The 21,819-nt window shown below is 61.0% G+C and carries 21 protein-coding genes; 14 read left to right on the top strand and 7 right to left on the bottom strand.

Going from position 1 to position 21,819, the window contains the following annotated elements; translation table 11 throughout:
- Nucleotides 1-21: 21 nt before the first annotated feature.
- From hflK to PMI03_RS20145, 3 genes are all read left to right on the top strand, one after another.
- A complete protein-coding gene (gene hflK, locus PMI03_RS20155) occupies nt 22-1,155 on the top strand; it encodes an FtsH protease activity modulator HflK (RefSeq protein ID WP_007696989.1) in 1,134 nt (377 codons plus the stop codon).
- Nucleotides 1,155-2,069 (top strand): protease modulator HflC, encoded by a 915-nt coding sequence (gene hflC, locus PMI03_RS20150; protein WP_007696987.1) that lies wholly within the window; start codon nt 1,155-1,157, stop codon nt 2,067-2,069. Before hflK ends, hflC begins: the two co-directional genes overlap by 1 nt.
- Nucleotides 2,070-2,287: 218 nt before the next feature.
- Nucleotides 2,288-4,048 (top strand): Do family serine endopeptidase, encoded by a 1,761-nt coding sequence (locus tag PMI03_RS20145; protein ID WP_007696985.1) that lies wholly within the window; start codon nt 2,288-2,290, stop codon nt 4,046-4,048.
- A gap of 3 nt (nt 4,049-4,051) precedes the next feature.
- Here the strand turns inward: PMI03_RS20145 and PMI03_RS20140 are convergent, their stop codons facing one another.
- Both PMI03_RS20140 and serB read right to left on the bottom strand, forming a co-directional pair.
- Nucleotides 4,052-4,627 carry a GNAT family N-acetyltransferase gene (locus tag PMI03_RS20140; protein ID WP_007696982.1) on the bottom strand — a complete coding sequence of 192 codons (576 nt, stop codon included), beginning with the start codon at nt 4,625-4,627 and terminating at the stop codon, nt 4,052-4,054.
- Nucleotides 4,628-4,662: 35 nt separating this feature from the next.
- Complete coding sequence (gene serB / locus PMI03_RS20135) at nt 4,663-5,553, bottom strand: phosphoserine phosphatase SerB (RefSeq protein WP_007696979.1); 891 nt, start codon at nt 5,551-5,553, stop codon at nt 4,663-4,665.
- On the opposite strand from serB, the gene miaA reads away from it, so the two are divergent.
- Complete coding sequence (miaA, locus tag PMI03_RS20130) at nt 5,552-6,448, top strand: tRNA (adenosine(37)-N6)-dimethylallyltransferase MiaA (RefSeq protein ID WP_039974411.1); 897 nt, start codon at nt 5,552-5,554, stop codon at nt 6,446-6,448. The two genes, serB and miaA, sit on opposite strands and share 2 nt — an antisense overlap.
- A gap of 6 nt (nt 6,449-6,454) precedes the next feature.
- On the opposite strand, the gene PMI03_RS20125 is transcribed toward miaA, so the two are convergent.
- Nucleotides 6,455-8,500 (bottom strand): ATP-binding protein, encoded by a 2,046-nt coding sequence (locus PMI03_RS20125; RefSeq protein WP_007696974.1) that lies wholly within the window; start codon nt 8,498-8,500, stop codon nt 6,455-6,457.
- Nucleotides 8,501-8,828: 328 nt separating this feature from the next.
- Here PMI03_RS20125 and PMI03_RS20120 point away from each other — a divergent pair, with 328 nt between their 5' ends.
- The 3 genes from PMI03_RS20120 to PMI03_RS20110 all read left to right on the top strand — a co-directional run bounded on the left by PMI03_RS20120 (nt 8,829) and on the right by PMI03_RS20110 (nt 12,442).
- A complete protein-coding gene (locus tag PMI03_RS20120; protein WP_007696972.1) occupies nt 8,829-10,622 on the top strand; it encodes an acetolactate synthase 3 large subunit in 1,794 nt (597 codons plus the stop codon).
- A 115-nt stretch (nt 10,623-10,737) separates the two neighbouring features.
- A complete protein-coding gene (gene ilvN, locus PMI03_RS20115; RefSeq protein ID WP_007696970.1) occupies nt 10,738-11,310 on the top strand; it encodes an acetolactate synthase small subunit in 573 nt (190 codons plus the stop codon).
- A gap of 157 nt (nt 11,311-11,467) precedes the next feature.
- Nucleotides 11,468-12,442: a capsular polysaccharide biosynthesis protein gene (locus PMI03_RS20110; RefSeq protein ID WP_007696969.1), complete on the top strand. Its 975-nt coding sequence runs from the start codon at nt 11,468-11,470 to the stop codon at nt 12,440-12,442.
- Here the strand turns inward: PMI03_RS20110 and PMI03_RS20105 are convergent.
- Nucleotides 12,439-13,284: an aldo/keto reductase gene (locus PMI03_RS20105; RefSeq protein WP_007696966.1), complete on the bottom strand. Its 846-nt coding sequence runs from the start codon at nt 13,282-13,284 to the stop codon at nt 12,439-12,441. The two genes, PMI03_RS20110 and PMI03_RS20105, sit on opposite strands and share 4 nt — an antisense overlap.
- A gap of 211 nt (nt 13,285-13,495) precedes the next feature.
- Between PMI03_RS20105 and PMI03_RS20100 the strand changes: the two genes are divergently transcribed.
- On the top strand, nt 13,496-14,089 hold the full coding sequence (locus tag PMI03_RS20100; protein WP_007696963.1) for a LysE family translocator: 594 nt from the start codon (nt 13,496-13,498) through the stop codon (nt 14,087-14,089).
- On the opposite strand, the gene PMI03_RS20095 is transcribed toward PMI03_RS20100, so the two are convergent.
- Together PMI03_RS20095 and PMI03_RS20090 are read right to left on the bottom strand one after the other, a co-directional pair.
- Nucleotides 14,081-14,557, bottom strand: a complete 477-nt coding sequence (locus tag PMI03_RS20095) for a DUF2269 domain-containing protein (protein WP_039974410.1) — start codon at nt 14,555-14,557, stop codon at nt 14,081-14,083. The two genes, PMI03_RS20100 and PMI03_RS20095, sit on opposite strands and share 9 nt — an antisense overlap.
- A gap of 2 nt (nt 14,558-14,559) precedes the next feature.
- Entirely contained in the window at nt 14,560-15,849 is a 1,290-nt protein-coding gene (locus PMI03_RS20090) for an SDR family oxidoreductase (protein ID WP_039974375.1), read from the bottom strand.
- 136 nt (nt 15,850-15,985) lie between these two features.
- Here PMI03_RS20090 and nthA point away from each other — a divergent pair, with 136 nt between their 5' ends.
- The 5 genes from nthA (at nt 15,986) to PMI03_RS20065 (ending at nt 19,745) form a co-directional block, all read left to right on the top strand.
- Nucleotides 15,986-16,615, top strand: coding sequence for a nitrile hydratase subunit alpha (nthA, locus tag PMI03_RS20085; RefSeq protein WP_007696956.1), 630 nt, complete (start codon nt 15,986-15,988; stop codon nt 16,613-16,615).
- Entirely contained in the window at nt 16,612-17,271 is a 660-nt protein-coding gene (gene nthB / locus PMI03_RS20080) for a nitrile hydratase subunit beta (RefSeq protein WP_007696953.1), read from the top strand. Before nthA ends, nthB begins: the two co-directional genes overlap by 4 nt.
- Entirely contained in the window at nt 17,258-17,629 is a 372-nt protein-coding gene (locus tag PMI03_RS20075; RefSeq protein WP_007696951.1) for a nitrile hydratase accessory protein, read from the top strand. The genes nthB and PMI03_RS20075 overlap by 14 nt, the downstream gene beginning before the upstream one ends.
- Before the next feature lie 49 nt (nt 17,630-17,678).
- Nucleotides 17,679-18,806, top strand: coding sequence for an ATP-dependent RecD-like DNA helicase (locus PMI03_RS20070; RefSeq protein ID WP_007696949.1), 1,128 nt, complete (start codon nt 17,679-17,681; stop codon nt 18,804-18,806).
- Nucleotides 18,807-18,992: 186 nt separating this feature from the next.
- Complete coding sequence (locus PMI03_RS20065; protein WP_007696946.1) at nt 18,993-19,745, top strand: pyridoxine 5'-phosphate synthase; 753 nt, start codon at nt 18,993-18,995, stop codon at nt 19,743-19,745.
- A gap of 631 nt (nt 19,746-20,376) precedes the next feature.
- Here the strand turns inward: PMI03_RS20065 and PMI03_RS20060 are convergent.
- Entirely contained in the window at nt 20,377-21,264 is an 888-nt protein-coding gene (locus tag PMI03_RS20060; protein ID WP_007696942.1) for an SDR family oxidoreductase, read from the bottom strand.
- Between the two features lie 137 nt (nt 21,265-21,401).
- Here PMI03_RS20060 and PMI03_RS20055 point away from each other — a divergent pair, with 137 nt between their 5' ends.
- Nucleotides 21,402-21,818, top strand: a complete 417-nt coding sequence (locus PMI03_RS20055) for a helix-turn-helix domain-containing protein (RefSeq protein ID WP_007696939.1) — start codon at nt 21,402-21,404, stop codon at nt 21,816-21,818.
- Nucleotide 21,819: the final 1 nt, after the last annotated feature.

The raw sequence follows: 21,819 nt of genomic DNA, 5'->3' as shown, positions 1-21,819 counted from the left end.
TTCACTAACAAAGAGGTTTTGATGCCCTGGAGCAATCAGAATGGCGGCGGCGGCCCATGGGGCGGCGGCGGCAGCGGAGGCGGCGGCGGAAATAATCAAGGGCCATGGGGGCAGGGACCGAACCGGCCTCGCGGTAACGGCGGCGGTGGGCCTCCGGACCTTGAAGACATTATTCGTCGTGGCCAGGACCGGCTGAAGGGGCTCGTTCCCGGCGGTTTCAACGGCGGTGCTTTTCTTATTGTCGCGGCGGTCATTGCCGTTTTCTGGCTTATTCAGTGCGTCTATACGGTTCAGCCGGACGAACGCGGTGTTGAATTGCGGTTCGGCAAGCCCCGCGCCGAAGTATCCATGCCCGGCCTGCATTTCCATTTCTGGCCGATGGATCGCGTCGAGATCGCCAAGGTTACCGAACAGCAGCGCAATATCGGCGGGCGTTCGGGTTCCGGCTCCAATGCCGGTCTGATGCTGACGGGCGACCAGAACATCGTCAATGTTCAGTTCTCGGTGCTCTATACCGTCACCAATCCACAGGCCTATCTGTTCGAGGTTGAAAGCCCCGATGAGACTTTGCAGCAGGTCGCCGAAAGCGCCATGCGCGAAGTGGTCGGCCGTCGTCCGGCCCAGGACATCTACCGTGACAATCGCCAGCAGGTCGCTGTCGAGGTGAGAAACATCATTCAGGACACGATGGATCGCTATAGCGCCGGCATTTCCATCAATGCCGTGCCGATCGAAGACGTGTCTCCGCCGCGCGAAGTAGCCGATGCCTTCGACGAGGTGCAGCGCGCCGAGCAGAACGAAGACCAGCAGGTACAAGAGGCCAATCAATACGCCAACCAGAAGTTGGGTCAGGCCCGTGGTGGTGCCGCCCAGATTCGCGAAGAGGCCGCTGCCTATAAGGATCGTGTCGTCAAGGAAGCTCAGGGTGAAGCGCAGCGTTTCATCTCGATCTACGACGAATACGTCAAGGCGCCGGATGTGACCCGCAAGCGGTTGTTCCTCGAAACCATGGAGTCCGTTATCGGCAATTCCAACAGCATCATCATCGACGACAAGCAGAGCGTCTTGCCCTACTTGCCGCTGAATGATCTCGGCAAGTCCACGACGCAGACGGGCGGCAAGTCTGCAACTGCAGTTCAGCCGGAGGCCAAATAATGACGTCCAGCCGTTTGCCAACCATTCTCATCGCGCTCGCGGTGTTGCTGCTGATCGTTTATTCCTCGGTTTTCGTGGTCAATGCCCGCGAGCAGGCGATCGTTCTGCGCTTCGGTCAGATCCGCGAAGTCAAGACCGAGCCGGGCCTGTACTTCAAGCTGCCCTTCGCCTTCATGGATGCTGATCGGGTGCAATATATCCAGGATCAGGAACTGCGCTTCGATCTGGACAATATCCGTGTCCAGGTTTCGGGCGGCAAGTTCTATGAGGTCGACGCCTTCGTCGTCTACCGGATCACCGATGCGCGGAAATTCCGCGAGACGGTATCGGGCGATCGCGATGCGGCGGAATCGCGCCTCAGAACCCGCCTCGACGCCTCGCTGCGCCGGGTCTACGGTCTGCGCGGTTTCGAAGCCGCTCTCTCCGAAGAGCGCGCCTCGATGATGACGGAAGTCCGCGACGATCTGCATCGCGATGCGGAGACCCTCGGTCTCAACATCGAGGATGTTCGCATCCGCCGCACCGACCTGACCCAGGAGGTGTCGCAGCAGACCTACGACCGCATGAAGGCCGAACGTCTGGCGGAAGCGGAACTGATCCGCGCCCGGGGTAATGAAGAAGGCCAGCGCCGCCGTGCTGTCGCCGACCGTCAGGTTGTCGAGATCATCGCGGACGCGCAGAAGGATTCGGAAATCCTGCGCGGTCAGGGCGAAGCCGAACGCAATGGCATCTTTGCCGATGCTTCCACGCGTGATCCGAGCTTCTACGAGTTCTATCGCTCGATGGCCGCCTATCGCACGTCGTTCGGCTCGGGCGGCAAGACACTGGTACTGCCGCCGAACCAGTCGGAATTCTTCAAGTATTTCGACAGTTCGGCCGGCTCGGCTACCACGTCGGCACCGGCTAAGCCGTGAACGGTGAAACTCGCAAATTGGCGAGCGACATATAGCCGAAATTCGAGGGGCTGCCGGTTGGCGGCCCCTTGTTTTTTTGTGGAGCCGCGTCGGCTTTACCATGATTGCAAAGGGTAGACCGAGGCGCGGGGATATCGCAAAAAGGTGATTACGCGCTTCATCATTCCGCCTTATGGTGATGCTTATACAAGATTTCCCTTTCTCGATGAGGATGCCTGATGGCTTTGACCATTCGCCTGTCTTTCAGACGTTCGTTCGCTCTTCTGGCCAGCGTGGCTCTGATTGCCGGTCCCGTTCTGGGCAATGTCGAACAGGCGCGTGCGCAGACGGCACAGACGCCCCCGACCTCCGATAATCAGGCGCCAGCCGCAGCAACCAGTCCGGCTCAGGCTCCGACAGGCGGCGCGACCGCGCCGGCAACCAATCCAGCAGCAGCGCCTGCCATTGCCGGCAATCCGGCGATGAATGCCGGCCCGGCTTCCGTTGCCGACCTGGCATCCGGCCTGCTCGATGCTGTGGTCAATATTTCGACGTCGCAGAAGGTCAAGGACCAGGGCGATGGTCCGGCAAACCCCAAGGTGCCTGACAATTCGCCGTTCCAGGATTTCTTCAACGACTTCTTCAAGAACCGCAACAACGATAACAGCAATCGCAAGGTCAGCTCGCTCGGCTCCGGCTTCGTCATCGATCCCACGGGCTATATCGTCACCAACAATCACGTCATCGAGGGCGCTGACGATATCGAGGTGATCTTCCCGAACGGCAACAAGCTGAAGGCGCGGCTGATCGGTACGGATACCAAGACCGACCTTTCCGTGCTCAAGGTGGAGTCGAAGCGACCGCTGGTGTCGGTGAAATTCGGCGATTCCGCCAAGATGCGGATCGGCGATTGGGTGATGGCCATCGGCAATCCCTTCGGCCTCGGCGGCTCGGTGACTGTCGGCATCGTCTCGGCGCGGGGCCGCAACATCAACGCCGGACCCTATGACAATTTCATCCAGACGGATGCGGCGATCAACAAGGGCAATTCCGGTGGGCCACTCTTCAACATGAAGGGCGAGGTGATCGGCATTAATACGGCCATCATTTCCCCGAGCGGCGGTTCCATCGGCATCGGCTTTGCCGTGCCGTCCGAGCTGGCCGAGGGCGTCGTCAAGCAGCTCATGGATTTCGGCGAGACCCGCCGCGGCTGGCTTGGTGTGCGTATTCAGCCGGTCACCGACGATGTCGCCAACAGCCTCGGCCTCGATGGCGCCAAGGGCGCGCTGGTGGCCGGCGTCATCAAGGGCGGGCCTGTCGACAATGGTTCGATCAAGGCCGGCGATGTCATCCTGAAATTCGATGGCAAGGACGTGGACGAGATGCGCGATCTTCCGCGCGTCGTTGCCGAGAGCCCGGTGGGCAAGGCCGTCGACGTGGTCATCATGCGCGACGGCAAGCAGCAGACCGTCAAGGTCACGCTCGGCCGGCTCGAGGACAGCGACCAGGCCGCCGCGGCAAGCAGCGACAAGAGCGGGGGCGACGACAAGAACAAGACGCCGAAGCTCGCGCCGGACGACGATGGCAGCGGCGGCAATGACGGTGTCATCAATCCCGACGGGGGCGATGATGGCGATGACGGCATGGACGGTCAGGATCAGGGCGGCGACCAGCAACCGCAGGCACCGCAGCAGCAGGCTGCCCAGAGCGTGCTCGGCATGAAACTCGCCACCCTGAATGCCGAAAACCGCAAGAGCTTCGGCATCGCCGACAGTGTCGACGGTGTTGTCATCACCGAGGTCGCGCCGGGTTCGGCCGCGGCCGAGAAGGGGCTGAAGCCCGGCGATGTCGTTGTGGAAGTGGCGCAGGAATTCGTACAGACGCCGACCGCTGCCTCGGAGAAAGTCGCATCGCTGAAGCGGGAAGGCCGGCGCAATGCGCAGTTGATGATCGCGTCTCCGAGTGGTGACCTGCGTTTCATCGCCGTGGCGCTGGAGTAGTCGTCAGTCCTTGGGCGCTTGCTGCAGCCGCCATTCGGCGGCGGCCAGGCTGTAGAGAACATGGCGCTTCAGGTGCGGATAGGTATCGGGAACGCCGGGGTGATCAAAATCGCCGTCCTCGATACGATGCATGCCGATCCGCTCCATCACGGACGTCGATCTGACGTTGTTATGGACGGCGAAGGAAACGATCCGATCGAGATTGAGCGTCTCGAAGCCATGGGCGAGCAATGTCCGTGCCGCTTCGCTGACAAACCCCTTGCCCCAATGCTGCGGTACCAGCCGCCAGCCGATCTCGACGGTTCCTGCCGCGACGAATGGCTCCAGATGATCCGTCCGCATCAGCCCGCAATATCCGATGGCCTCGCCACTGGCTTTGAGCTCCAATACATAGAGGCCAAGACCAGTGTCGGCGATCATGGATCGCACGCGCTCGAAAAATGCATCCGCTTCCACGCGATTGCGCCGGAATGGAAAGAACTCCATCACCCTATCATCGGAATTGATCTCATAGGCGAGATCACGATCTTCGTCCCGCCAGTTGCGGATGATGAGGCGTTCGGTTTCGGCAATGATCATGATGGCATACGATCCTTGATGGGTTCCCGCCGAAATTATGCTCTGACGAAATCACTCTTGCGATAGCCCTGAATGTAGAGCAGGGCGGTTAGGTCGCCATGATCGATACGCATCCTGGCCTCGGCGGCCACCGACGGTTTGGCGTGGAGGGCGACGCCAGAGCCGGCGAGTTGTAGCATGCCGAGATCGTTCGCGCCGTCGCCGACGGCAAGCGCGTCATCCGTGGAAATGCCGAGCTTTTCGGCGATATCGTTGAGCGCGTCGACCTTGGCCTGCTTGCCGAGGATCGGTTCGGCGACATGGCCGGTCAGGATGCCGTTGTCTTCCAGCAGGATATTGGCGCGGTCCTCATCGAAACCCAGGGTCGCGGCGATGCGGCTCGTGAAGACGGTAAAGCCGCCGGAGACGAGGGCGGTGTAGTAGCCTTTCGCCTTCATCGTGGCGATCAGTTCGGGTCCGCCTGGGGTGAGGGTGATGCGCTTGGCGATGACCTCGTCGACAACGGAGATCGGCAGGCCCTTCAAGAGAGCGACGCGTTCGCGCGTTGCCGGTTCGAAGGCGATCTCGCCGTTCATGGCGCGGGCGGTAATCGTTGCGACCTTGTCCTTGAGGCCGACTTCGGCTGCCAGCTCGTCGATGCACTCCTGCCCGATCATGGTCGAATCCATGTCGGCGATCAGCAGCTTCTTGCGCCGCGTCTCCGCGTCCTGGATGACCAGATCGATCGGCGCGCTGCCGATGACGGCGCGAATATCGGTTTCGGCGGCATTGAGGTCGGTGCCGTCGCGCAATGCGATATCGCAGGCGATGCCGTCGGCCAGCCAATAAAGTCCTGACGCTTTGACGGCGTCCGACGCGCGCTCGGCGATGGCCGGAGCGAGAACGGGGTTTGACGGATTGGCAATAAGCGTGGCAACGAAGGCCATGATCAGAAATCCTATGAGCGATATCGACGCGATCCTGATAACCGGGCCGACCGCCAGCGGCAAGTCCGCGCTTGCAGTGGAATTGGCGCGCGCGCATGGCGGTGTTGTGGTCAATGCCGACAGCATGCAGGTTTATGACACGCTCAGCGTGCTGACGGCCCGTCCGTCTGAAACCGATATGGAGGGCATTCCGCATCATCTTTACGGCCATGTGCCGGCGGGGCAAGCTTATTCCACCGGCGTCTGGCTGCGTGAGGCGGCGGCATTGGTGGCGCAATTGCACGAAGAAGGGCGGACGCCGGTTTTTGTCGGCGGCACAGGGCTTTATTTCAAGGCGCTGACCGGTGGGCTTTCCGACATGCCCGATATCCCCACGGAGATTCGCAGCCGCCTGCGGGAGCGGCTGCTGGTTGAGGGGACCGACGAGCTTTATCGAGAGCTTGTTCTTTGCGATCCAACCGTGGCGGAAAGTCTCAGCCCCCAGGACGGCCAGCGTATCGTGCGGGCTCTGGAAGTGATCGAGGCGACGGGGCAATCCATCGCGGCTTTTCAGGGCAAGACAGGGCCTGTCATTATCGACGCCGGCCGCGCGCGGAAAATCGTGGTGCTGCCGGATCGCGCCGTCCTGCATCAGCGTATCAACGGCCGTTTCGAGAAGATGCTCGCCATGGGGGCCGAAGCTGAGGTGAAAGCGCTGCTGGCGTTGGGCCTGTCACCGGAAATGCCCGTCATGAAGGCGATCGGCGTATCGCAGATCGCCGCGATGCTGAGGGGTGAGATGACGCGCGCGGAGGTTTTGGATACCGGCGCGGCCGCGACACGGCAATATGCGAAGCGGCAAATGACCTGGTTTCGCAACCAGATGGATGAGAGCTGGGAGCGCGTCAGTCCGTAATTGGCGTCAGTCCTTGTTGTAAAGGCTGCTCAGCGGCTTCTTCAGGATGCTGTCGCGCAGTGACAGGCCGGGTTCGCGCCGCGGCGGTGCGGCGGCGTCTCTTGCCGGTGACGGCTGGTTGCCCGTGTTGTCCTCGCCGCGATAGTCGCGGCGCAGTTCGGCAAGCCGGCTGTCGATCGATGTTCGGGGTGTGGTGTCGACGGCGGGTACCGGAGCGCGCGGCAGCATGTCGGGCCGATAGGGCTCTATCGGTGGCGCGGCAATTCTTGTCGGCTGCGGCGTGGGTGCGGGCTGCTCGACATGATCATTGCCGAAATCGTCTTCCATATTGTCATCGTCCGCGGCGTCGTGCACGGTCGCATAACTCTGCTGGAAGGTGGAGATATCGGGGCCTGTGATCGAACGCATGCGGCTGACGATGGTGCGCAGATCGACGGTATCGGGCGTTTCCTCGCTGGTTCTCGCGACGCTGCCATTGGCCTTCGGCAGCAGGTGCTCCTCAACGCGGGAAAAGCGCATACGCATCGGCACCGCAATCGCCTCGCCGAAGGCAATGGCCTCGCCGTTGCCGATGGAGGAGAGGAAGCTGGTGGTTGAGATCGAGGAGTTCGGAATGGCGGAGCGGATGATGTCCTGGTCGCGGTCATTGGCGAGACGCATGGCAAACACTGTCGAGCATTGCGACAGGATCGTCTGGTCGAGTTCGCCCGGGCGCTGGGTGATGATGCCGAGCGATACGCCGTATTTGCGGCCTTCCTTGGCAATGCGGGCGATCGCCTGGCGGGTCGGGAAGAAGCCGAGCGTCGGATCGGCGGGGATATAGCGATGTGCCTCCTCGCAGACGACAAGCATGTGGATCGCGCCATCGCTCCAGAGCGTGAGTTCGAAAGCCATGCGGCAGAGGACGGAGGCGACGGAATTGACGACTTCGGAAGGAATGCCGGCGAGCTGGAAGGTGCAGATCGGCTTGTCGTCGCCCGGAATGCGGAAGATCTGCGCGATCGTCTCCATGATCGTGTCGCTGATCGTGTTGTTGGAGAACATGAAGTGGTAGCGCGGATCGTTGATCGCTGAGATGACGCGCATTTTCAGGGAGCGTAGATGCGGCTTTTCCTGGCGGCCCTCGAGCCGGCCAATGCGCTCATCGATCAGGGCCAGCAGGTCGGCCATGCGATAGGGCACCGGTGTATCGGCGGTCACCGAGCTTTTCTCGGACTGGCGGCGCATCAGCGGTGAATCGCTGCCGCGAAAGGCGCGCTTCGCCTCCGGAATAATGTCGCGCAACATGTCCAACTCGTCGGCGATCGGCGGACGACCGCGGAAAATGACCTCGGCGAATTCCTCCAGCCGCATCAGCCAGAAGGGCAGGTCGAGCGTATCGGTATCGATGACGACGGAGTGCTTGGGGAAGGCCGCGGCAAACTCGTTGTGTGGGTCGAGGATCAGCACGCGCAGCTTGGGATCAGAGGCGATCGCCTTGTGCAAGAGCAGCGAGACAGCGGTCGATTTACCGACGCCGGTGGAGCCGACAACGGCGAAATGCTTGGCCAGCATCGAGGGAATATGGATGGCGGCGTCGATGCTCTCGTCCTGCGTCAACTTGCCGATGACGCAACTGCTGTCCTTGCCGGCGTCATAGATACGTATGAGGTCGGCGGCGCGAATGCGATGTGCGATGGCGCCGAGATAGGGATAGGCCGAAATGCCGCTTGAAAACTCCTCGCGGCCGTTTGGTCCGACGTGGACTTCGCCCAGTAGCTCGACCTCGATACGGAAAACATTGTCCTCACCTTCGCCCCAGCCGCTACTGCCGGTATTCATGGCGTAGACGAGAGCCGCAACGCGATTGGTGCCGACGCTGATCGAGATCAGCTTGCCGACGGACCAAAGCTCGGTCAAATCGGTGCCGCCATCCTCGGCGACCGCGGCAATGGTTGCCCTGGAACCTGTGCACGCGACAACGCGGCCGAGGAAACGATTTCCCGGCTTCAGTCCGTCACGGCGATCAAGGTCTCCAGCTTTGCTGGACGTCTGCAAGTCGTTATTGAGCAAACGGCTACTCCCAGCGTTAGGAGATGGAGCATAGGGAGGGCGGCTTAATAAAACCCTTTCGGCTGTCTCCACTTTTTAAAGTGATCGCGATAGGGCGCGATTTTTTATTGCGGAATACGTTGACGCTTGGAAATTTTCTGTCTATCACTTCGACCCATGAAAAACTCGACGGTTCTTATTGTGGTGGGACAGCGCATGGGCAGGATGGTGTAACCATCCGGCGATAGCCACCCATGCGCTAGATGACAGGCTCCCCAAGGAGCCTTTTTTTATGCCCGAAATCGAGATTTCATTTTTCCAAACCTCCAGCAGATAGCGGAACAAACGTATGACCGGCACAGATAATCAGGCGAGCAGCAATCAGATGACAGGCGCGGAGATCGTGTTGCGGGCGCTTAAGGACAATGGCGTCGAGCACATTTTCGGTTATCCGGGTGGCGCTGTTCTTCCGATCTATGACGAGATCTTCCAGCAGGACGATATCCAGCACATTCTCGTTCGCCATGAGCAGGGCGCGGGCCATGCGGCTGAAGGCTATGCCCGTTCGACCGGCAAGGTCGGCGTCATGCTGGTCACCTCCGGTCCCGGTGCGACCAATGCGGTCACGCCGCTGCAGGACGCGCTGATGGATTCCATCCCGCTGGTCTGCCTGACAGGTCAGGTTCCGACGTCGCTGATTGGCTCGGACGCGTTCCAGGAATGCGACACGGTCGGGATTACGCGGCCCTGCACCAAGCACAACTGGCTGGTCAAGGACGTTAACAAGCTCGCCGCTGTCATTCACGAAGCATTCCGCATCGCCCAGTCCGGCCGTCCGGGTCCTGTTGTCGTCGATATTCCGAAGGACGTCCAGTTTGCCACCGGCACCTATACGCCGCCGGAAGCGCATGATGTCCAGAAGAGCTATCAGCCCAAGCTTCAGGGCGACCTCAGCAAGATCAAGCAGGCCATCGAGCTGATGGCGAATGCGCGCCAGCCCGTCATCTACTCCGGCGGCGGCGTCGTCAATTCCGGCCCGGAAGCCTCCAAGCTGCTGCGCGAGCTGGTCGAGCTGACCGGTTTCCCGATCACCTCGACGCTGATGGGTCTCGGTGCCTATCCGGCATCGGGCAAGAGCTGGCTCGGCATGCTCGGCATGCACGGTTCCTACGAGGCCAACATGGCGATGCATGATTGCGACGTCATGGTCTGCATCGGCGCGCGCTTCGACGACCGTATTACCGGCCGCCTGAATGCCTTCTCGCCGAATTCGAAGAAGATCCACATCGATATCGATCCGTCGTCGATCAACAAGAATGTTCACGTCGATATCGGCATTCTCGGCGATGTCGGCAATGTTCTGGAAGACATGGTTCGCCTGTGGCGGGCCTTGCCGCAGAAGCCGGCTGCCGATCGTCTCGGCGGCTGGTGGGAGAACATCACCCGCTGGCGCGCGCGCAATTCCTTCGCCTACAAGCAGAGCGGCGATGTCATCATGCCGCAATATGCCATCCAACGCCTCTATGAGCTGACCAAGCATCGCGATACCTACATCACGACCGAAGTCGGCCAGCATCAGATGTGGGCGGCGCAGTTCTTCGGCTTCGAGGAGCCGAACCGCTGGATGACCTCCGGTGGCCTTGGCACGATGGGCTACGGCCTGCCGGCGGCTCTCGGCGTGCAGATCGCCCATCCGGAAAGCCTGGTCATCGATATCGCCGGCGATGCCTCGATCCAGATGTGCATTCAGGAAATGTCGGCGGCGATCCAGCACAATGCGCCGATCAAGATCTTCATCCTGAACAACCAGTACATGGGCATGGTGCGCCAGTGGCAGCAGCTGCTGCACGGCAACCGCCTGTCGAACTCCTATACGGAAGCCATGCCGGATTTCGTCAAGCTGGCGGAAGCCTATGGCGCCGTCGGCCTGCGCTGCGAGAAGCCCGGTGATCTGGATGCCGCCATCCAGGAGATGATCGACGTCAACAAGCCGGTCATCTTCGATTGCCGCGTCGCCAATCTCGCAAACTGCTTCCCGATGATCCCCTCGGGCAAGGCGCATAACGAGATGCTGCTGCCGGACGAAGCCACCGACGAAGCCGTTGCCAACGCCATCGACGCCAAGGGCCGGCAGCTCGTTTGATCGGATCGCCGGGGTCCGGGAATTTCCCGGGTCCCGGACCTTTCGATTAGCCGATATATTGCAGAGGCCCTGCTGACTTCCTGAAGATAAAAACCGAGGAAACGGAACAAGGACAATGAACGCACACCTTCAACCCACGGGCTCCGCCTATTTCATTTCGCCGGAAACGGCGGCAGCCGAGAGCCATACGCTATCGGTCCTCGTCGACAACGAGCCCGGCGTGCTTGCCCGCGTCATCGGCCTTTTCTCCGGTCGCGGCTACAACATCGAAAGCCTCACGGTTTCGGAAACCGAGCATCAGGCACATCTGTCGCGCATCACCGTCGTCACGCGCGGCACGCCGCAGGTGCTGGAACAGATCAAGGCACAGCTCGAGCGCATCGTGCCGGTTCATCGCGTCGTCGACCTGACGGTGCGCGCCCGCGAACTCGGCCAGGAACGGCCGATCGAGCGCGAAGTGGCGCTGCTGAAGGTCGCGGGGAACGGCGAGACCCGCTCCGAGACGCTGCGTCTGGCCGACGCCTTCCACGCCAAGGTGGTTGATGCCACCGTCGAGCATTTCATTTTCGAAATCACCGGAAAATCCTCGAAGATCGACCAGTTCGTGGCCATCATCAAGCCGCTCGGCCTGATCGAAGTCTGCCGTACCGGTATCGCGGCGATGAACCGCGGTTCGCAGGGGATGTAAGAGAGCCCCATCATTGACCGATCTCCGGGCGTCGCATAGGTTTCGCGGCGTTCGGGGCGTGATGGGTCCCATCTCAAATGGGGTAGCATAGGTGGGGTTTTCGACCGGGGATCATTTGCCGGAAGCCAGTGAAAAGAGCTGGTATCCGCCTGATGGTATGCGCCTCGGCGCCACCTTCTACGTCCGCAATGCCTTTCCCTGGCTTGGCCACTATTTCGGCGCGCAGAAGATCGCGACCACCCTGTCACCCGGCATCGGCGGCGTGCTGTCCTGGGGTGGCCGCATACCGGCGAAGACGGCGGCGGCGATTTCACGATGGCGCGGACTGCCGCTTTGGAATCTCGAGGACGGCTTTCTGCGCTCGGTCGGACTGGGGAAGACGGGCGCCATGCCGCTCTCCATCGTGGTTGACGATCTCGGACTGCCGGTGGATGCAAGCCGGCCGTCGCGCCTTGAGCGGCTGATTGCCGGTGCGGACGAGGCGGGTGACCTCGGCAAGGCTATCCGCGAGCAGGTCGTTCTTCACAGGCTCTCGAAATACAATCACCTGCCGCATAAGATCCCTTCAATCGAACGCACTACGAAGCGCCGCATCTTGCTGGTCGACCAGGTCGTTGGCGATATCTCCGTTGGTAAGGCGCTCGGTTCAAGCGCCTCGTTCGAGCGAATGCTCGCCGATGCGCTGGGAAGCGATGCCCAGTGCTTGATCCGGACGCATCCGGACGTCATGGCCGGTCATGCCAAGGGGTATCTGACCACGGAGATTGCTGCCAAGGGTGGAGCGATCTTTGTCAACGATGCCGTATCGGTGGCGTCGATCCTTGGTGTGGTGGACGAGGTCTGGACGGTCTCCAGCCAGTTTGGCTTCGATGCGCTGCTGCGGGGCATTCCAGTTCGCTGCTATGCCGCGCCTTTCTATGCCGGCTGGGGGGTGACGGAAGATCATTTTGGCGTGCTTGCGAAGGTGACGCTTGCCGGGAACAGAACGAAGCTGCGTACGGTCGACCAGATCGCCGGGGCTGCTTTTTCGCTCTATCCGACCTATCGCGATCCCGCGAACTGGCAATTGATCGATGTCTTTCAGGCAATCGACCTGATCGTTGCGCAGCAGCGCGCCGAGGCGCGTGCCTAGAGCATTTCCAGCGGTTTCTTCCGCGATGGCGGCGGGAAGGCGGCGTCGAGGGTGGCCCAGTCCTCATCACTGATATCGAGCGAAACGGCATCGCGGTTCTCGGCGACTCGCTGCGTATTGGAGCTCTTGGGGATGGCGATTACGCCGTCGCGCTCCAGCAGGAAGGCGAGCGCCACCTGGGCAGGCGTTGCCTGATAGGTCTTTGCAATGTGGATCAAATCAGGATGATGCAGCAATCGGCCCTGTTCGATCGGCGAATAGGCCATGATCGGAATGTTGCGCTCCTGGCACCAGGGCAGCACGTCATATTCGATGCCGCGCCGGGCGAGATTGTATAGCACCTGATTGGAGGCGACGTTTCGGCCATTGGGAACTGCAAATAGCTCTTCCATATCGCCGACATCGAAATTCGACACGCCCCAGGCACCGATCTTACCCGAAGCCTTCAGGCTTTCGAAAGCGGCCACCGTTTCCGCCAGCGGATGCTCGCCGCGCCAATGCAGCAGATAGAGGTCAATGCGGTCGGTCTTCATCCGCTTCAGGCTGCGTTCGCATGCCTCGATCGTGCCCTTGCGGCTGGCGTTATGGGGGTAGACCTTGCTGACCAGGAACACCTCGTCACGCCGTCCCTCGATGGCCCGGCCGACGATTTCCTCCGAACCGCCGTTGGCATACATCTCGGCGGTATCGAGCAGCGTCATGCCGAGATCGAGACCGGTCTTCAGGCTGGCGATCTCGTCCTTGGCGCGGGCGGCATTCTCTCCCATATTCCATGTGCCTTGGCCGAGCGCCGGAACTGTGATGCCGGAGGGAAGGGTGACGGTAGGGATGGGATCGTGCATGACCTGTCCTCGTTGCGAACAGAAGCAAGAATAAGTCCGTTCATCGAGATTTCAATCAGGAGCATTCATGTCACTGTGACAATCGTCCTATGGCATTCGAAACCGGGGCGAATTAGGGATGTGCCAGAGATACGCGGCTATGATCCGGGCGCATCGCAATGAATGAAATGGACACCGCTTGTCATAACGGAGCGGTGTCCGAGGAGGCTTTATGGCGCTGGATACGTTTCTGGCTCTTCTACTGTTCGCTTTCACAACCTCGATCACGCCGGGGCCGAACAATATGATGCTGTTCGCATCGGGCGTGAATTTCGGTTTTCGCCGCACGATCCCGCATATGCTCGGGATCGGTGTCGGCTTCTTCGTGCTGCTGCTCGGTGTCGGGCTGGGGTTGGGCGCGCTGCTGCATACCGTGCCGCTCCTCTACACCGTGCTGAAATTCGCCGGCGGCGCCTATCTCGTCTGGATCGCCTGGAAGATCGCGACGTCGCGCAGCATCGCCGAGAAGGAAAGCGGCGCGCAGCCGATGAGTTTCCTGAGTGCGGCGGCCTTCCAATGGGTCAATCCCAAGGCCTGGGTGATGGCGGTGACCGCCATGGCGACCTATACCAACCCTGAGCTCTATCTCATCAGCGTGGTAATCGTCGGTCTCGCATTTGCGGCCGTCAATGTGCCCAGCGTCTCGACCTGGGCCGGTTTCGGCTCGGCTCTCCGCGACTGGCTTTCCGATCCCGTTCGGCTGAAATGGTTCAATATCACCATGGCGGTCCTGCTGGTGCTCAGCCTCTGGCCGATGCTAAAGTAGCGTTATCGCCGGCTTATTGAGCATCAGCCAGATTATGCCGAGCACGGCGAAAAAAGCGGGAAAGCCGCAGGCAAACCAGATGCGATAGAGCCGATGATAGGCTGCCGGCAGCGGCAATCCCGCCGCTGCTGCCGTGCGGGCGAGATTGCGCAGCCGGATCTGTATCCAGACAACCGGCAGCCAGAAGACACCGGTAAGAACGTAGAGCAGCAAGGACAGGGCGATCCATCCCTCCTGCAGCGACCAGCCGATCGATTGTGCCAGAAGATAGCCTGTTACCGGCTGGAGAATGGCGGCGGTCGCGGTAAAGATCGTATCGGCGATGACGACCGTTCCGGCGACATGCGCAATGAGCTTGGGATCGCCGGTGCGATGCGCCATGACCATGAAAAAGGCGATGCCCGCGCCGGTTCCGAACAGCACGGTGGCGCCGATGACATGCACCAGGCGAAGAAGCTCTTCCGCCAGCATCAGCGTTCCTCCAAGACCGCAAGCGTCGCAACCGTCAGCAGGATCGACGGCAGGACTTTGACGAGCGGCCCGAGCGGATCGAGCCAAAGGGACGGTTCGAGCAAGGTGCCGCCGGCGAGATAGGCGAGGGTGACGCCAAGCATTCCGTGGAGCGCCGCGCGTGTGAAAGGCCGCACGAGCACGAGCGCGCCGAGGGCAATATCGAGAAAACAGGTGGCGATCGTCAATGTCGTCGCCATGCCCGACGACATGAAGGGCAGGAAATGCCGGCTTGCGGCGATCGGGGCCAGCAATGGCACAATTCCGGACAGCATCCAGAACAGCGCCAGACCGGCGATCATCAGCGGCTTCAACAGATAGAGGCGGGCGGACCACAAATCCTGAATGCCGGAAGGATTGGCGTCGAGGATTTCGGTCGCCCTTGCCAGACGCTGGCTGGGTCGGTGTTGTGCGTCCCGGCGGCTCAGAACCCCTTCGGACATCACCGCCATGGCAGTCGAGCGGAGCGGAGAACGCCATCCGAACCGCCCGGCGATGTCGGCTGCCCATGTGACCGGCCTTGCCAGACCGGCTGGTATCGGCACCACCCGTGCCGGCAGCAGGCCGAGCCAGTTTCGATGAAGGGTGACCAGGTCGCGAAGCGTCAGCACATCGTCGCCGGCGAGATCGATATCCGCACTGGGCGGAAATTGACCAGTGAATGCCTTTGAAACGGTCGCGGCGACATCATCGACCGAGACCGTTTCGATCGGGCTTTGCGCATGGATGAGGGGCAGGACAAAGGGCATGGCAGCAAGAGCGCGCAGCAGCGCCGTACCGCCATGCGCGTTGCGGCCGAGAACGAGTGCTGGCCGCAGGATGACATGGTTGAGCCCGCTGGCCGCCAGCGCATCGTCGGCATTGCGTTTTGTCGTCAGGAACGGCTGTTCCTTGGCGCTGCCGTCGGTACGCGCCGAAATCTGCACGACAAGCTCGGTCGCCGATTGCTTGGCGGCAGCGTAAAGGGCGAGCATCGCCCTTTCCTGCGTCGCGGAGAGATTATCCGAAAGCCCATCCTGAAGCGCGCCGGCGCAATTGACGACGGCCTGATGGCTGCCCAGCAGCGCCCGCCAGTCCGCAGGATCGGTCATCGTCGCGAGATCGGCTTTGATCCAGGTGGTCGAGGGATGCTGGATACGTGCGCGGTCGGGATTGCGGGCAAGGCCCGTGACCATATGTCCGTCCGCGCGCAATCGCGCCGCGACCACGGAACCTATGAAACCAGTTGCGCCGAGAATCAAAATGTTCATGCAGGCAGAGTAGCCAAAAGCGCTAACAAAGGCAGTGGGTTGCGGCATCTAAGCGCGGTTGAAACAATGAAGAAGGTGCTTGGCGACCGTGTGGCCAAGGCTTAGACTTGAGTCTCATTCGACAGGGAGATCCATGATGCACGATCATGACGACCATCATCACCATGATCACGACAATCACTATTCCGATATGCAGGCGCGCGTGAAGGCGTTGGAAACCTTGCTGACGGAAAAGGGGCTGATCGATCCCCTGGCGATCGATGCTATCGTGGAGACTTACGAGACGAAGGTCGGGCCGCGCAACGGTGCGCTGGTGGTGGCGAAGGCCTGGAGCGATCCGGAGTTTGCAGACTGGTTGAAGCGCGATGCGACAGCGGCGATTGCCAGCCTCGGTTTCACGGGCCGGCAGGGCGAGCATATGCGCGCCGTGTTCAATACGCCGGAGACGCATAACCTCGTCGTCTGCACGCTTTGCTCCTGCTATCCCTGGGCGGTGCTCGGCCTGCCGCCGGTCTGGTACAAGGCGCCGGCCTATCGCTCGCGCGCCGTTATAGATCCGCGCGGCGTGCTGGCGGAATTTGGTCTGACGCTGCCGGAGGGGCAGAAAATTCGCGTGTGGGATTCGACGGCGGAACTGCGCTATCTCGTCATTCCGGAACGTCCAGATGGTACGGAAGGTATGGATGAGACGGCGCTGGCCGATCTCGTCAGCCGCGATGCGATGATCGGCACGGCGATCGCCAAGTCACCTGAGGCGGCGCTATGAACGGGCCGCATGATCTCGGCGGCCAGATGGGTTTCGGGCCGGTCGCACCGGAGCCGAATGAGCCCTATTTCCATGCCGAATGGGAAAAGCGCGCACTCGGCATTACGCTGTCCTGCGGCGCATTCGGCGCCTGGAATATCGATGAGAGCCGGCATGCGCGGGAAAGCATTCCGCCCGCGAAATACCTTGCCGCCAGCTACTACGAGATCTGGATGCGCGGCATCGAGATGCTGCTGGAACGGCATGGCTTTGCCACAAGCGAGGAGTTGCGGGCCGGCCATTCGTCGCAGCAAGGCACTGTGCCGAAACGTGTGCTGAAGGCCGATATGGTTGCCGGCGTTCTCGCCAAGGGTGGCCCATGCGATCGGCCGGCCGAGACCGCGGCGCTTTTTGCGGTCGGCGATCGCGTGCGGACGAAGAATTTTAATCCGACGGGACATACCCGCCTGCCGCGCTATGCCCGCGCAAAGACGGGGGTTGTGGAGGCCGTGCAGGGCTCGTTCGTCTTTCCCGACGATAACGCCCATGGCAAGGGCGAGAACCCGCAATGGGTCTATACGGTCGTCTTTGACGCGCCAGAAATCTGGGGCGAGGGGGCCGATCCTTCGCTCACCATCTCCATCGATGCCTGGGAGAGCTATCTTGAGCGCGTGTGAGACGGCGTCGCCCCTGGCGCAATCGCCGCAACTGCCGAAATCCGCCGATGGCGAGCCGGCCTTTCCGGAACCCTGGGCGGCGGAGGCTTTTGCCATGACCGTGCATCTGCACGAGAAGGGGATGTTCAGCTGGGGCCAGTGGGCGGAGCGGCTTTCGGCCGAACTGCACAAGCCCGGCCGAGCGCAAGATGGCAGCGACTATTTCGACTGCTGGGTGGCGGCGTTGTCCGGGTTGTTGATCAGCCACGGTGTCGCCGATGCCGGCGTGATACTCGATTTGCAGAAAAGCTGGCAGCGCGCGGCGAAGGCAACGCCGCATGGCAAGCCGATCCTGCTGGAAAACGATCCGCAGCGCTGAACGGCTTTTACTGCTTGCGTCCTTGGGCCGAATCCTGCCAAGTCGAGCGATGCAATTCGCGCCGCAACAAGATGAAGCGCTCAAGGCCGTTGCCAAATGGCTGAAAGAGGGGCGCTCGCCGCTGTTCCGTCTGTTCGGCTATGCCGGCACCGGCAAGACGACGCTTGCGCGGCATTTTGCCGAGCATGTCGATGGCGATGTGCTGTTTGCGGCCTTCACCGGCAAGGCGGCGCAGGTGCTGCGCTCGCGCGGTGCCAGCAACGCCAAGACCATTCATTCGCTGATCTATCGTCCGCGCGGCGAGGAGGCGGTCGAGGATGAGGAGACCGGCAAGACCTCCATCGCGCCGATGTTCACCATCAATCGGCAGAGCCCGGTCGCCAAGGCGGCGTTGATCATCGTCGATGAATGCTCGATGGTCGACGAGGCGCTCGGTAAGGATTTGATGAGCTTCGGCACGCCGATCCTCGTGCTCGGCGATCCCGGCCAGCTGCCGCCGATCTCGGGCGGCGGCTTTTTCACCAACGAAGAGCCGGACTATCTGCTGACGGACATTCATCGTCAGGCCCGCGACAATCCGATCATCCAGCTCGCCATGCATGTGCGCGAGGGCAAGGAGATCATGCACGGCGACTATGGCGCTGCGCAGGTGATTTCGAAGAATGAGGTCACGCAGCCCTTGGTGATGGACGCGGATCAGGTGCTGGTCGGCACCAACCGCACCCGCAAACGCTATAATCAGCGTCTGCGAGAGCTCAAGGGTTTTGCGACCGAATATCCGCAATCCGGCGACAAGCTGGTCTGCCTGCGCAACGATCCCGCCAAGGGTCTCCTCAACGGCTCGCTCTGGCAGGTGATGACCTCTTCCAAGGAAACGACGAAGCCCGGCATCAACCTGCTTATCCGGCCGGAAGATGACGACATGGATCGGGGTGCTGCGAAGATCAAGCTGCTGAAGCAGGCCTTCGAGGATGTAGAAGGCGAGATCCCATGGTCGACGCGCAAGCGCTACGACGAGTTCGATTACGGCTATGCGCTGACCGTGCATAAGGCGCAGGGTTCGCAGTGGAACAATGTCGTGCTGTTCGACGAAAGCTGGGCGTTTCGCGATACGCGCGAGCGCTGGCTCTATACGGCGATCACGCGCGCTGCCGAGACGCTGACGATCGTCCGCTAAGGCCACGTTCCTCTTTCGCAACGTCGATGACGGCGCTCCTTGCCTCTCGCGAGGGTGAGTAGCGTTGCGTCGAGCGGAAGATCATCAATCTTTTGCATGGATCGATGTTCGAATCTCGTTGGTCTTGCGGCGCGCAATGGCATAAAACGACGCCATCATCCTCTTTGAAAATCATGGATTTCGATCATGCCTGCCAAGCTTTCCGTGAACCTCAACGCCATCGCGATGCTGCGCAATCGGCGTGATCTGCCCTGGCCGAGTGTTACGGGGCTTGGACGAATTGCGCTGGCCGCCGGCGCCAGCGGTTTGACGGTGCATCCGCGGCCCGATCAGCGGCATATCCGCTTCTCCGATCTGCCAGAGATCCGGGCGCTGATCGACGACGAGTTTCCGCAAGCCGAGTTCAATATCGAGGGTTATCCCTCCGATGAATTCTTCGATCTCTGCGCCTCCGTCGAACCCGAGCAGGTGACGCTGGTGCCGGACGACCCATCGCAGGCGACCTCGGATCACGGATGGGATTTCTGCAAGAACCATAACCTGCTCGCCGATGTCGTCGCCAAATACAAGACGATCGGCTGCCGCGTTTCATTGTTTGCGGATGGTGACGGCGATGTTGAAGCGGTGAAGATCGCCAAGGATGTCGGTGCCGACCGCATCGAGCTCTACACCGGTCCTTATGGCGGCTGCTATGACGCGCCGGAGCGGGCGGCTGTCATTCTCGAAGCGCTGGGCAAGACGGCCGATGCCGCGTTTGCCAGCGGTCTTGCCGTCAATGCCGGCCATGATCTGACGGTTGCGAATTTGCCGGCGCTGCTGAAGCGCATTCCGGCGCTTGCTGAGGCTTCCATTGGGCATGGGCTGACGGCCGATGCGCTGGAATATGGCATGGCCGAGACGGTGCGGCGGTTCTGCCGCGCTTGTGGGCAGGCGGTGTAAGGGAGAGATTTTGAGGCTAGTCAGGCGAGACTGCTGTCGACGAGCAGTCAAGCCCGCCCCCTAATCCTGACTTTATCCGTGCTCGCGGCGAGAAAGGATGGCAGCGCGGAATGCCGGCATTATGTAGCAGATGCCATCGGCAGCAGCTCTTAGCCCGAAGCCGTCGTTGCTCTCGATAAGAGAGGATGTGTTCTTCTTGCAATTTATCCAGTTTAGTTAGAGAGGCGATGGTGTGGACGAAGATTGTCAGGGTTGTCTCCTACTCGGCCTGCCCGATATGCGACAACGGAGGCTTTGAGTTGGAACCGGGTGAGCATATGGACGATCTCAATCCTCTGGTGAAATGCGTTCGTTGTGGACATGTGGCCCGCACAGATGATTTTCGGCGGCCCGTTAGACGCGAAGAAACCAAGCTATTGCCGCCGCCAGAGGGGGCGTAACGGCAATCGGTGCTAAGCTGCCTTAATGAAGTTGGCATTATTGGTGGCATCTGAACTGAATTCCGCAGAATGGCGACTGCATTAGTTGGATTTTTCGCATACACCGCAAAAAACTCCCTCTCCCCGCCTGGCGGGGAAAGGGACCATGTTTGAAGGCGTGGCAAAGATAGTCTCGCCTGCCCCTTCAAGCTTCAACCCAGCAGCGCAGCCTTATGCTCCTCGAAGAAGGCGCGCACCGTCTGTGGCTCCTTGCCGGTCAGCTTGTTGAAATCATTGGTGAGGATGTCGAATTTGCCGGCGCGGGCGTTGGCGTCGGCGGAGACGAGCATGTCGACCACGAATTTCGGCAGGCCGGCACCGGTCAGGCCGGCGGCGAACTGTTCATCATTCACCTGCACGACCTCTAGCGGACGGCCGGTGACCTTGTTGACGACGCTTGCTACATCTTCGATCGTCAACGATGTGGAGCCGGTCAATGTATAGGTCGCACTTTCAGACGTGTCTGAGGCGAGCGCTGCGGCGATGGCGAGTGCGCAATCGTCGCGGCTGATGTTGCTGGTGCGGCCGCCGCCGGTCGCTGTGTACCATTTGCCGGTTTCGAGGCTATGCGGCAGGCCCATGAGGAAATTGTCGAAGTACCAGGCGTCGCGCAGGATGGTGTAGCCGATGCCGCTCGCCTTGATGGCATTTTCGGTGCCGAGATGGTCGGGCGCGAAGCTGACGAGTGAACCGTCCGGGGCGGGCATGGACGTATAGAGGATATGCTTGACGCCGGCCTTCTTCGCAGCTTCGACGGCAGCCGTCTGCTGCTTCAGGCGCAGACCGGGAACTGCAAGTGCGTCCGTGCTGATGATCAGCAGGCGGTCGACGCCGGCAAAAGCAGCGGGAAGGGCAGCTATATCGTCGAAATCAGCCTTGCGGGTGATGACGCCCTTGGCGGCGAGCTCGGCGAGCTTCTCGGGGCTGCGGGTGGCGGCGATGATGCGGCCGGGCGCAACCTTGTAGGTCTCCAGCAGATGATGAATGACGCGCTGGCCGAGCTGGCCGGCGGCGCCGGTAACGAGGAGGGTGCTGCTCATATCTTTATCCTTGTTTGACCGCCGCAGACTTGCAGAGGCTTGTCGCTCTCAAAAAGAGACTAACACTAGAATAGGAATTGACTTCGGCCTGTAAAGGAGGCAGTTTTTCAGCTGTAGGTTACTTTAAGGGAACCAGCATGAGCGTCAGCACCGTCGTCAATCTGCGCAGCATAGAGGCACCGCTGCGTGCCGTCGATATCAGCAAACTCGATTTCACGAATTGCCCGGTGCGGGATCTGATTTCGCAGATCGGCGGCAAGTGGTCGATCCTGCTGCTCGAGGCATTGGCGCAGCGGCCCTATCGCTTCGGCGAGCTGCGCCGGATGGTGCCCGATATTTCTCAGCGCATGCTGACCCAGACGCTGCGCGACCTTCAGCGGGATGGCTATGTCGGCCGCGAGGTATTCCCGACCAAGCCTCCGAGCGTCGAGTATCGCATGACAGATCTTGGCCGTTCGCTCTACGTGCCGCTGGCGCCGCTTTTGAATTGGGCTGAAGCCAATCATGAGGCGGTGCGTGCTGCGCGCGTCCGTTTCGATCAATCGCAGGACTGAG

The sequence above is a fragment of the Rhizobium sp. AP16 genome (genome assembly GCF_000281735.1).
GTDB lineage: Bacteria > Pseudomonadota > Alphaproteobacteria > Rhizobiales > Rhizobiaceae > Rhizobium > Rhizobium rhizogenes.
This window is presented reverse-complemented; position numbering and strand designations above follow the sequence as displayed.

Bases quoted from the DNA above. Each gene is read 5' to 3' on its own strand.
- PMI03_RS20145 (WP_007696985.1), top strand. From the start codon at position 2,288: ATGGCTTTGACCATTCGCCTGTCTTTCAGACGTTCGTTCGCTCTTCTG.
- PMI03_RS20110 (WP_007696969.1), top strand. From the start codon at position 11,468: ATGCGCCTCGGCGCCACCTTCTACGTCCGCAATGCCTTTCCCTGGCTT.
- ilvN (WP_007696970.1), top strand. From the start codon at position 10,738: ATGAACGCACACCTTCAACCCACGGGCTCCGCCTATTTCATTTCGCCG.
- PMI03_RS20065 (WP_007696946.1), top strand. From the start codon at position 18,993: ATGCCTGCCAAGCTTTCCGTGAACCTCAACGCCATCGCGATGCTGCGC.
- PMI03_RS20055 (WP_007696939.1), top strand. From the start codon at position 21,402: ATGAGCGTCAGCACCGTCGTCAATCTGCGCAGCATAGAGGCACCGCTG.
- nthB (WP_007696953.1), top strand. From the start codon at position 16,612: ATGAACGGGCCGCATGATCTCGGCGGCCAGATGGGTTTCGGGCCGGTC.
- PMI03_RS20090 (WP_039974375.1), bottom strand. From the start codon at position 15,849: ATGAACATTTTGATTCTCGGCGCAACTGGTTTCATAGGTTCCGTGGTC.
- PMI03_RS20120 (WP_007696972.1), top strand. From the start codon at position 8,829: ATGACCGGCACAGATAATCAGGCGAGCAGCAATCAGATGACAGGCGCG.
- serB (WP_007696979.1), bottom strand. From the start codon at position 5,553: ATGGCCTTCGTTGCCACGCTTATTGCCAATCCGTCAAACCCCGTTCTC.
- hflK (WP_007696989.1), top strand. From the start codon at position 22: ATGCCCTGGAGCAATCAGAATGGCGGCGGCGGCCCATGGGGCGGCGGC.
- PMI03_RS20070 (WP_007696949.1), top strand. From the start codon at position 17,679: ATGCAATTCGCGCCGCAACAAGATGAAGCGCTCAAGGCCGTTGCCAAA.
- miaA (WP_039974411.1), top strand. From the start codon at position 5,552: ATGATCAGAAATCCTATGAGCGATATCGACGCGATCCTGATAACCGGG.
- nthA (WP_007696956.1), top strand. From the start codon at position 15,986: ATGCACGATCATGACGACCATCATCACCATGATCACGACAATCACTAT.
- PMI03_RS20060 (WP_007696942.1), bottom strand. From the start codon at position 21,264: ATGAGCAGCACCCTCCTCGTTACCGGCGCCGCCGGCCAGCTCGGCCAG.
- hflC (WP_007696987.1), top strand. From the start codon at position 1,155: ATGACGTCCAGCCGTTTGCCAACCATTCTCATCGCGCTCGCGGTGTTG.
- PMI03_RS20105 (WP_007696966.1), bottom strand. From the start codon at position 13,284: ATGCACGATCCCATCCCTACCGTCACCCTTCCCTCCGGCATCACAGTT.
- PMI03_RS20140 (WP_007696982.1), bottom strand. From the start codon at position 4,627: ATGATCATTGCCGAAACCGAACGCCTCATCATCCGCAACTGGCGGGAC.
- PMI03_RS20100 (WP_007696963.1), top strand. From the start codon at position 13,496: ATGGCGCTGGATACGTTTCTGGCTCTTCTACTGTTCGCTTTCACAACC.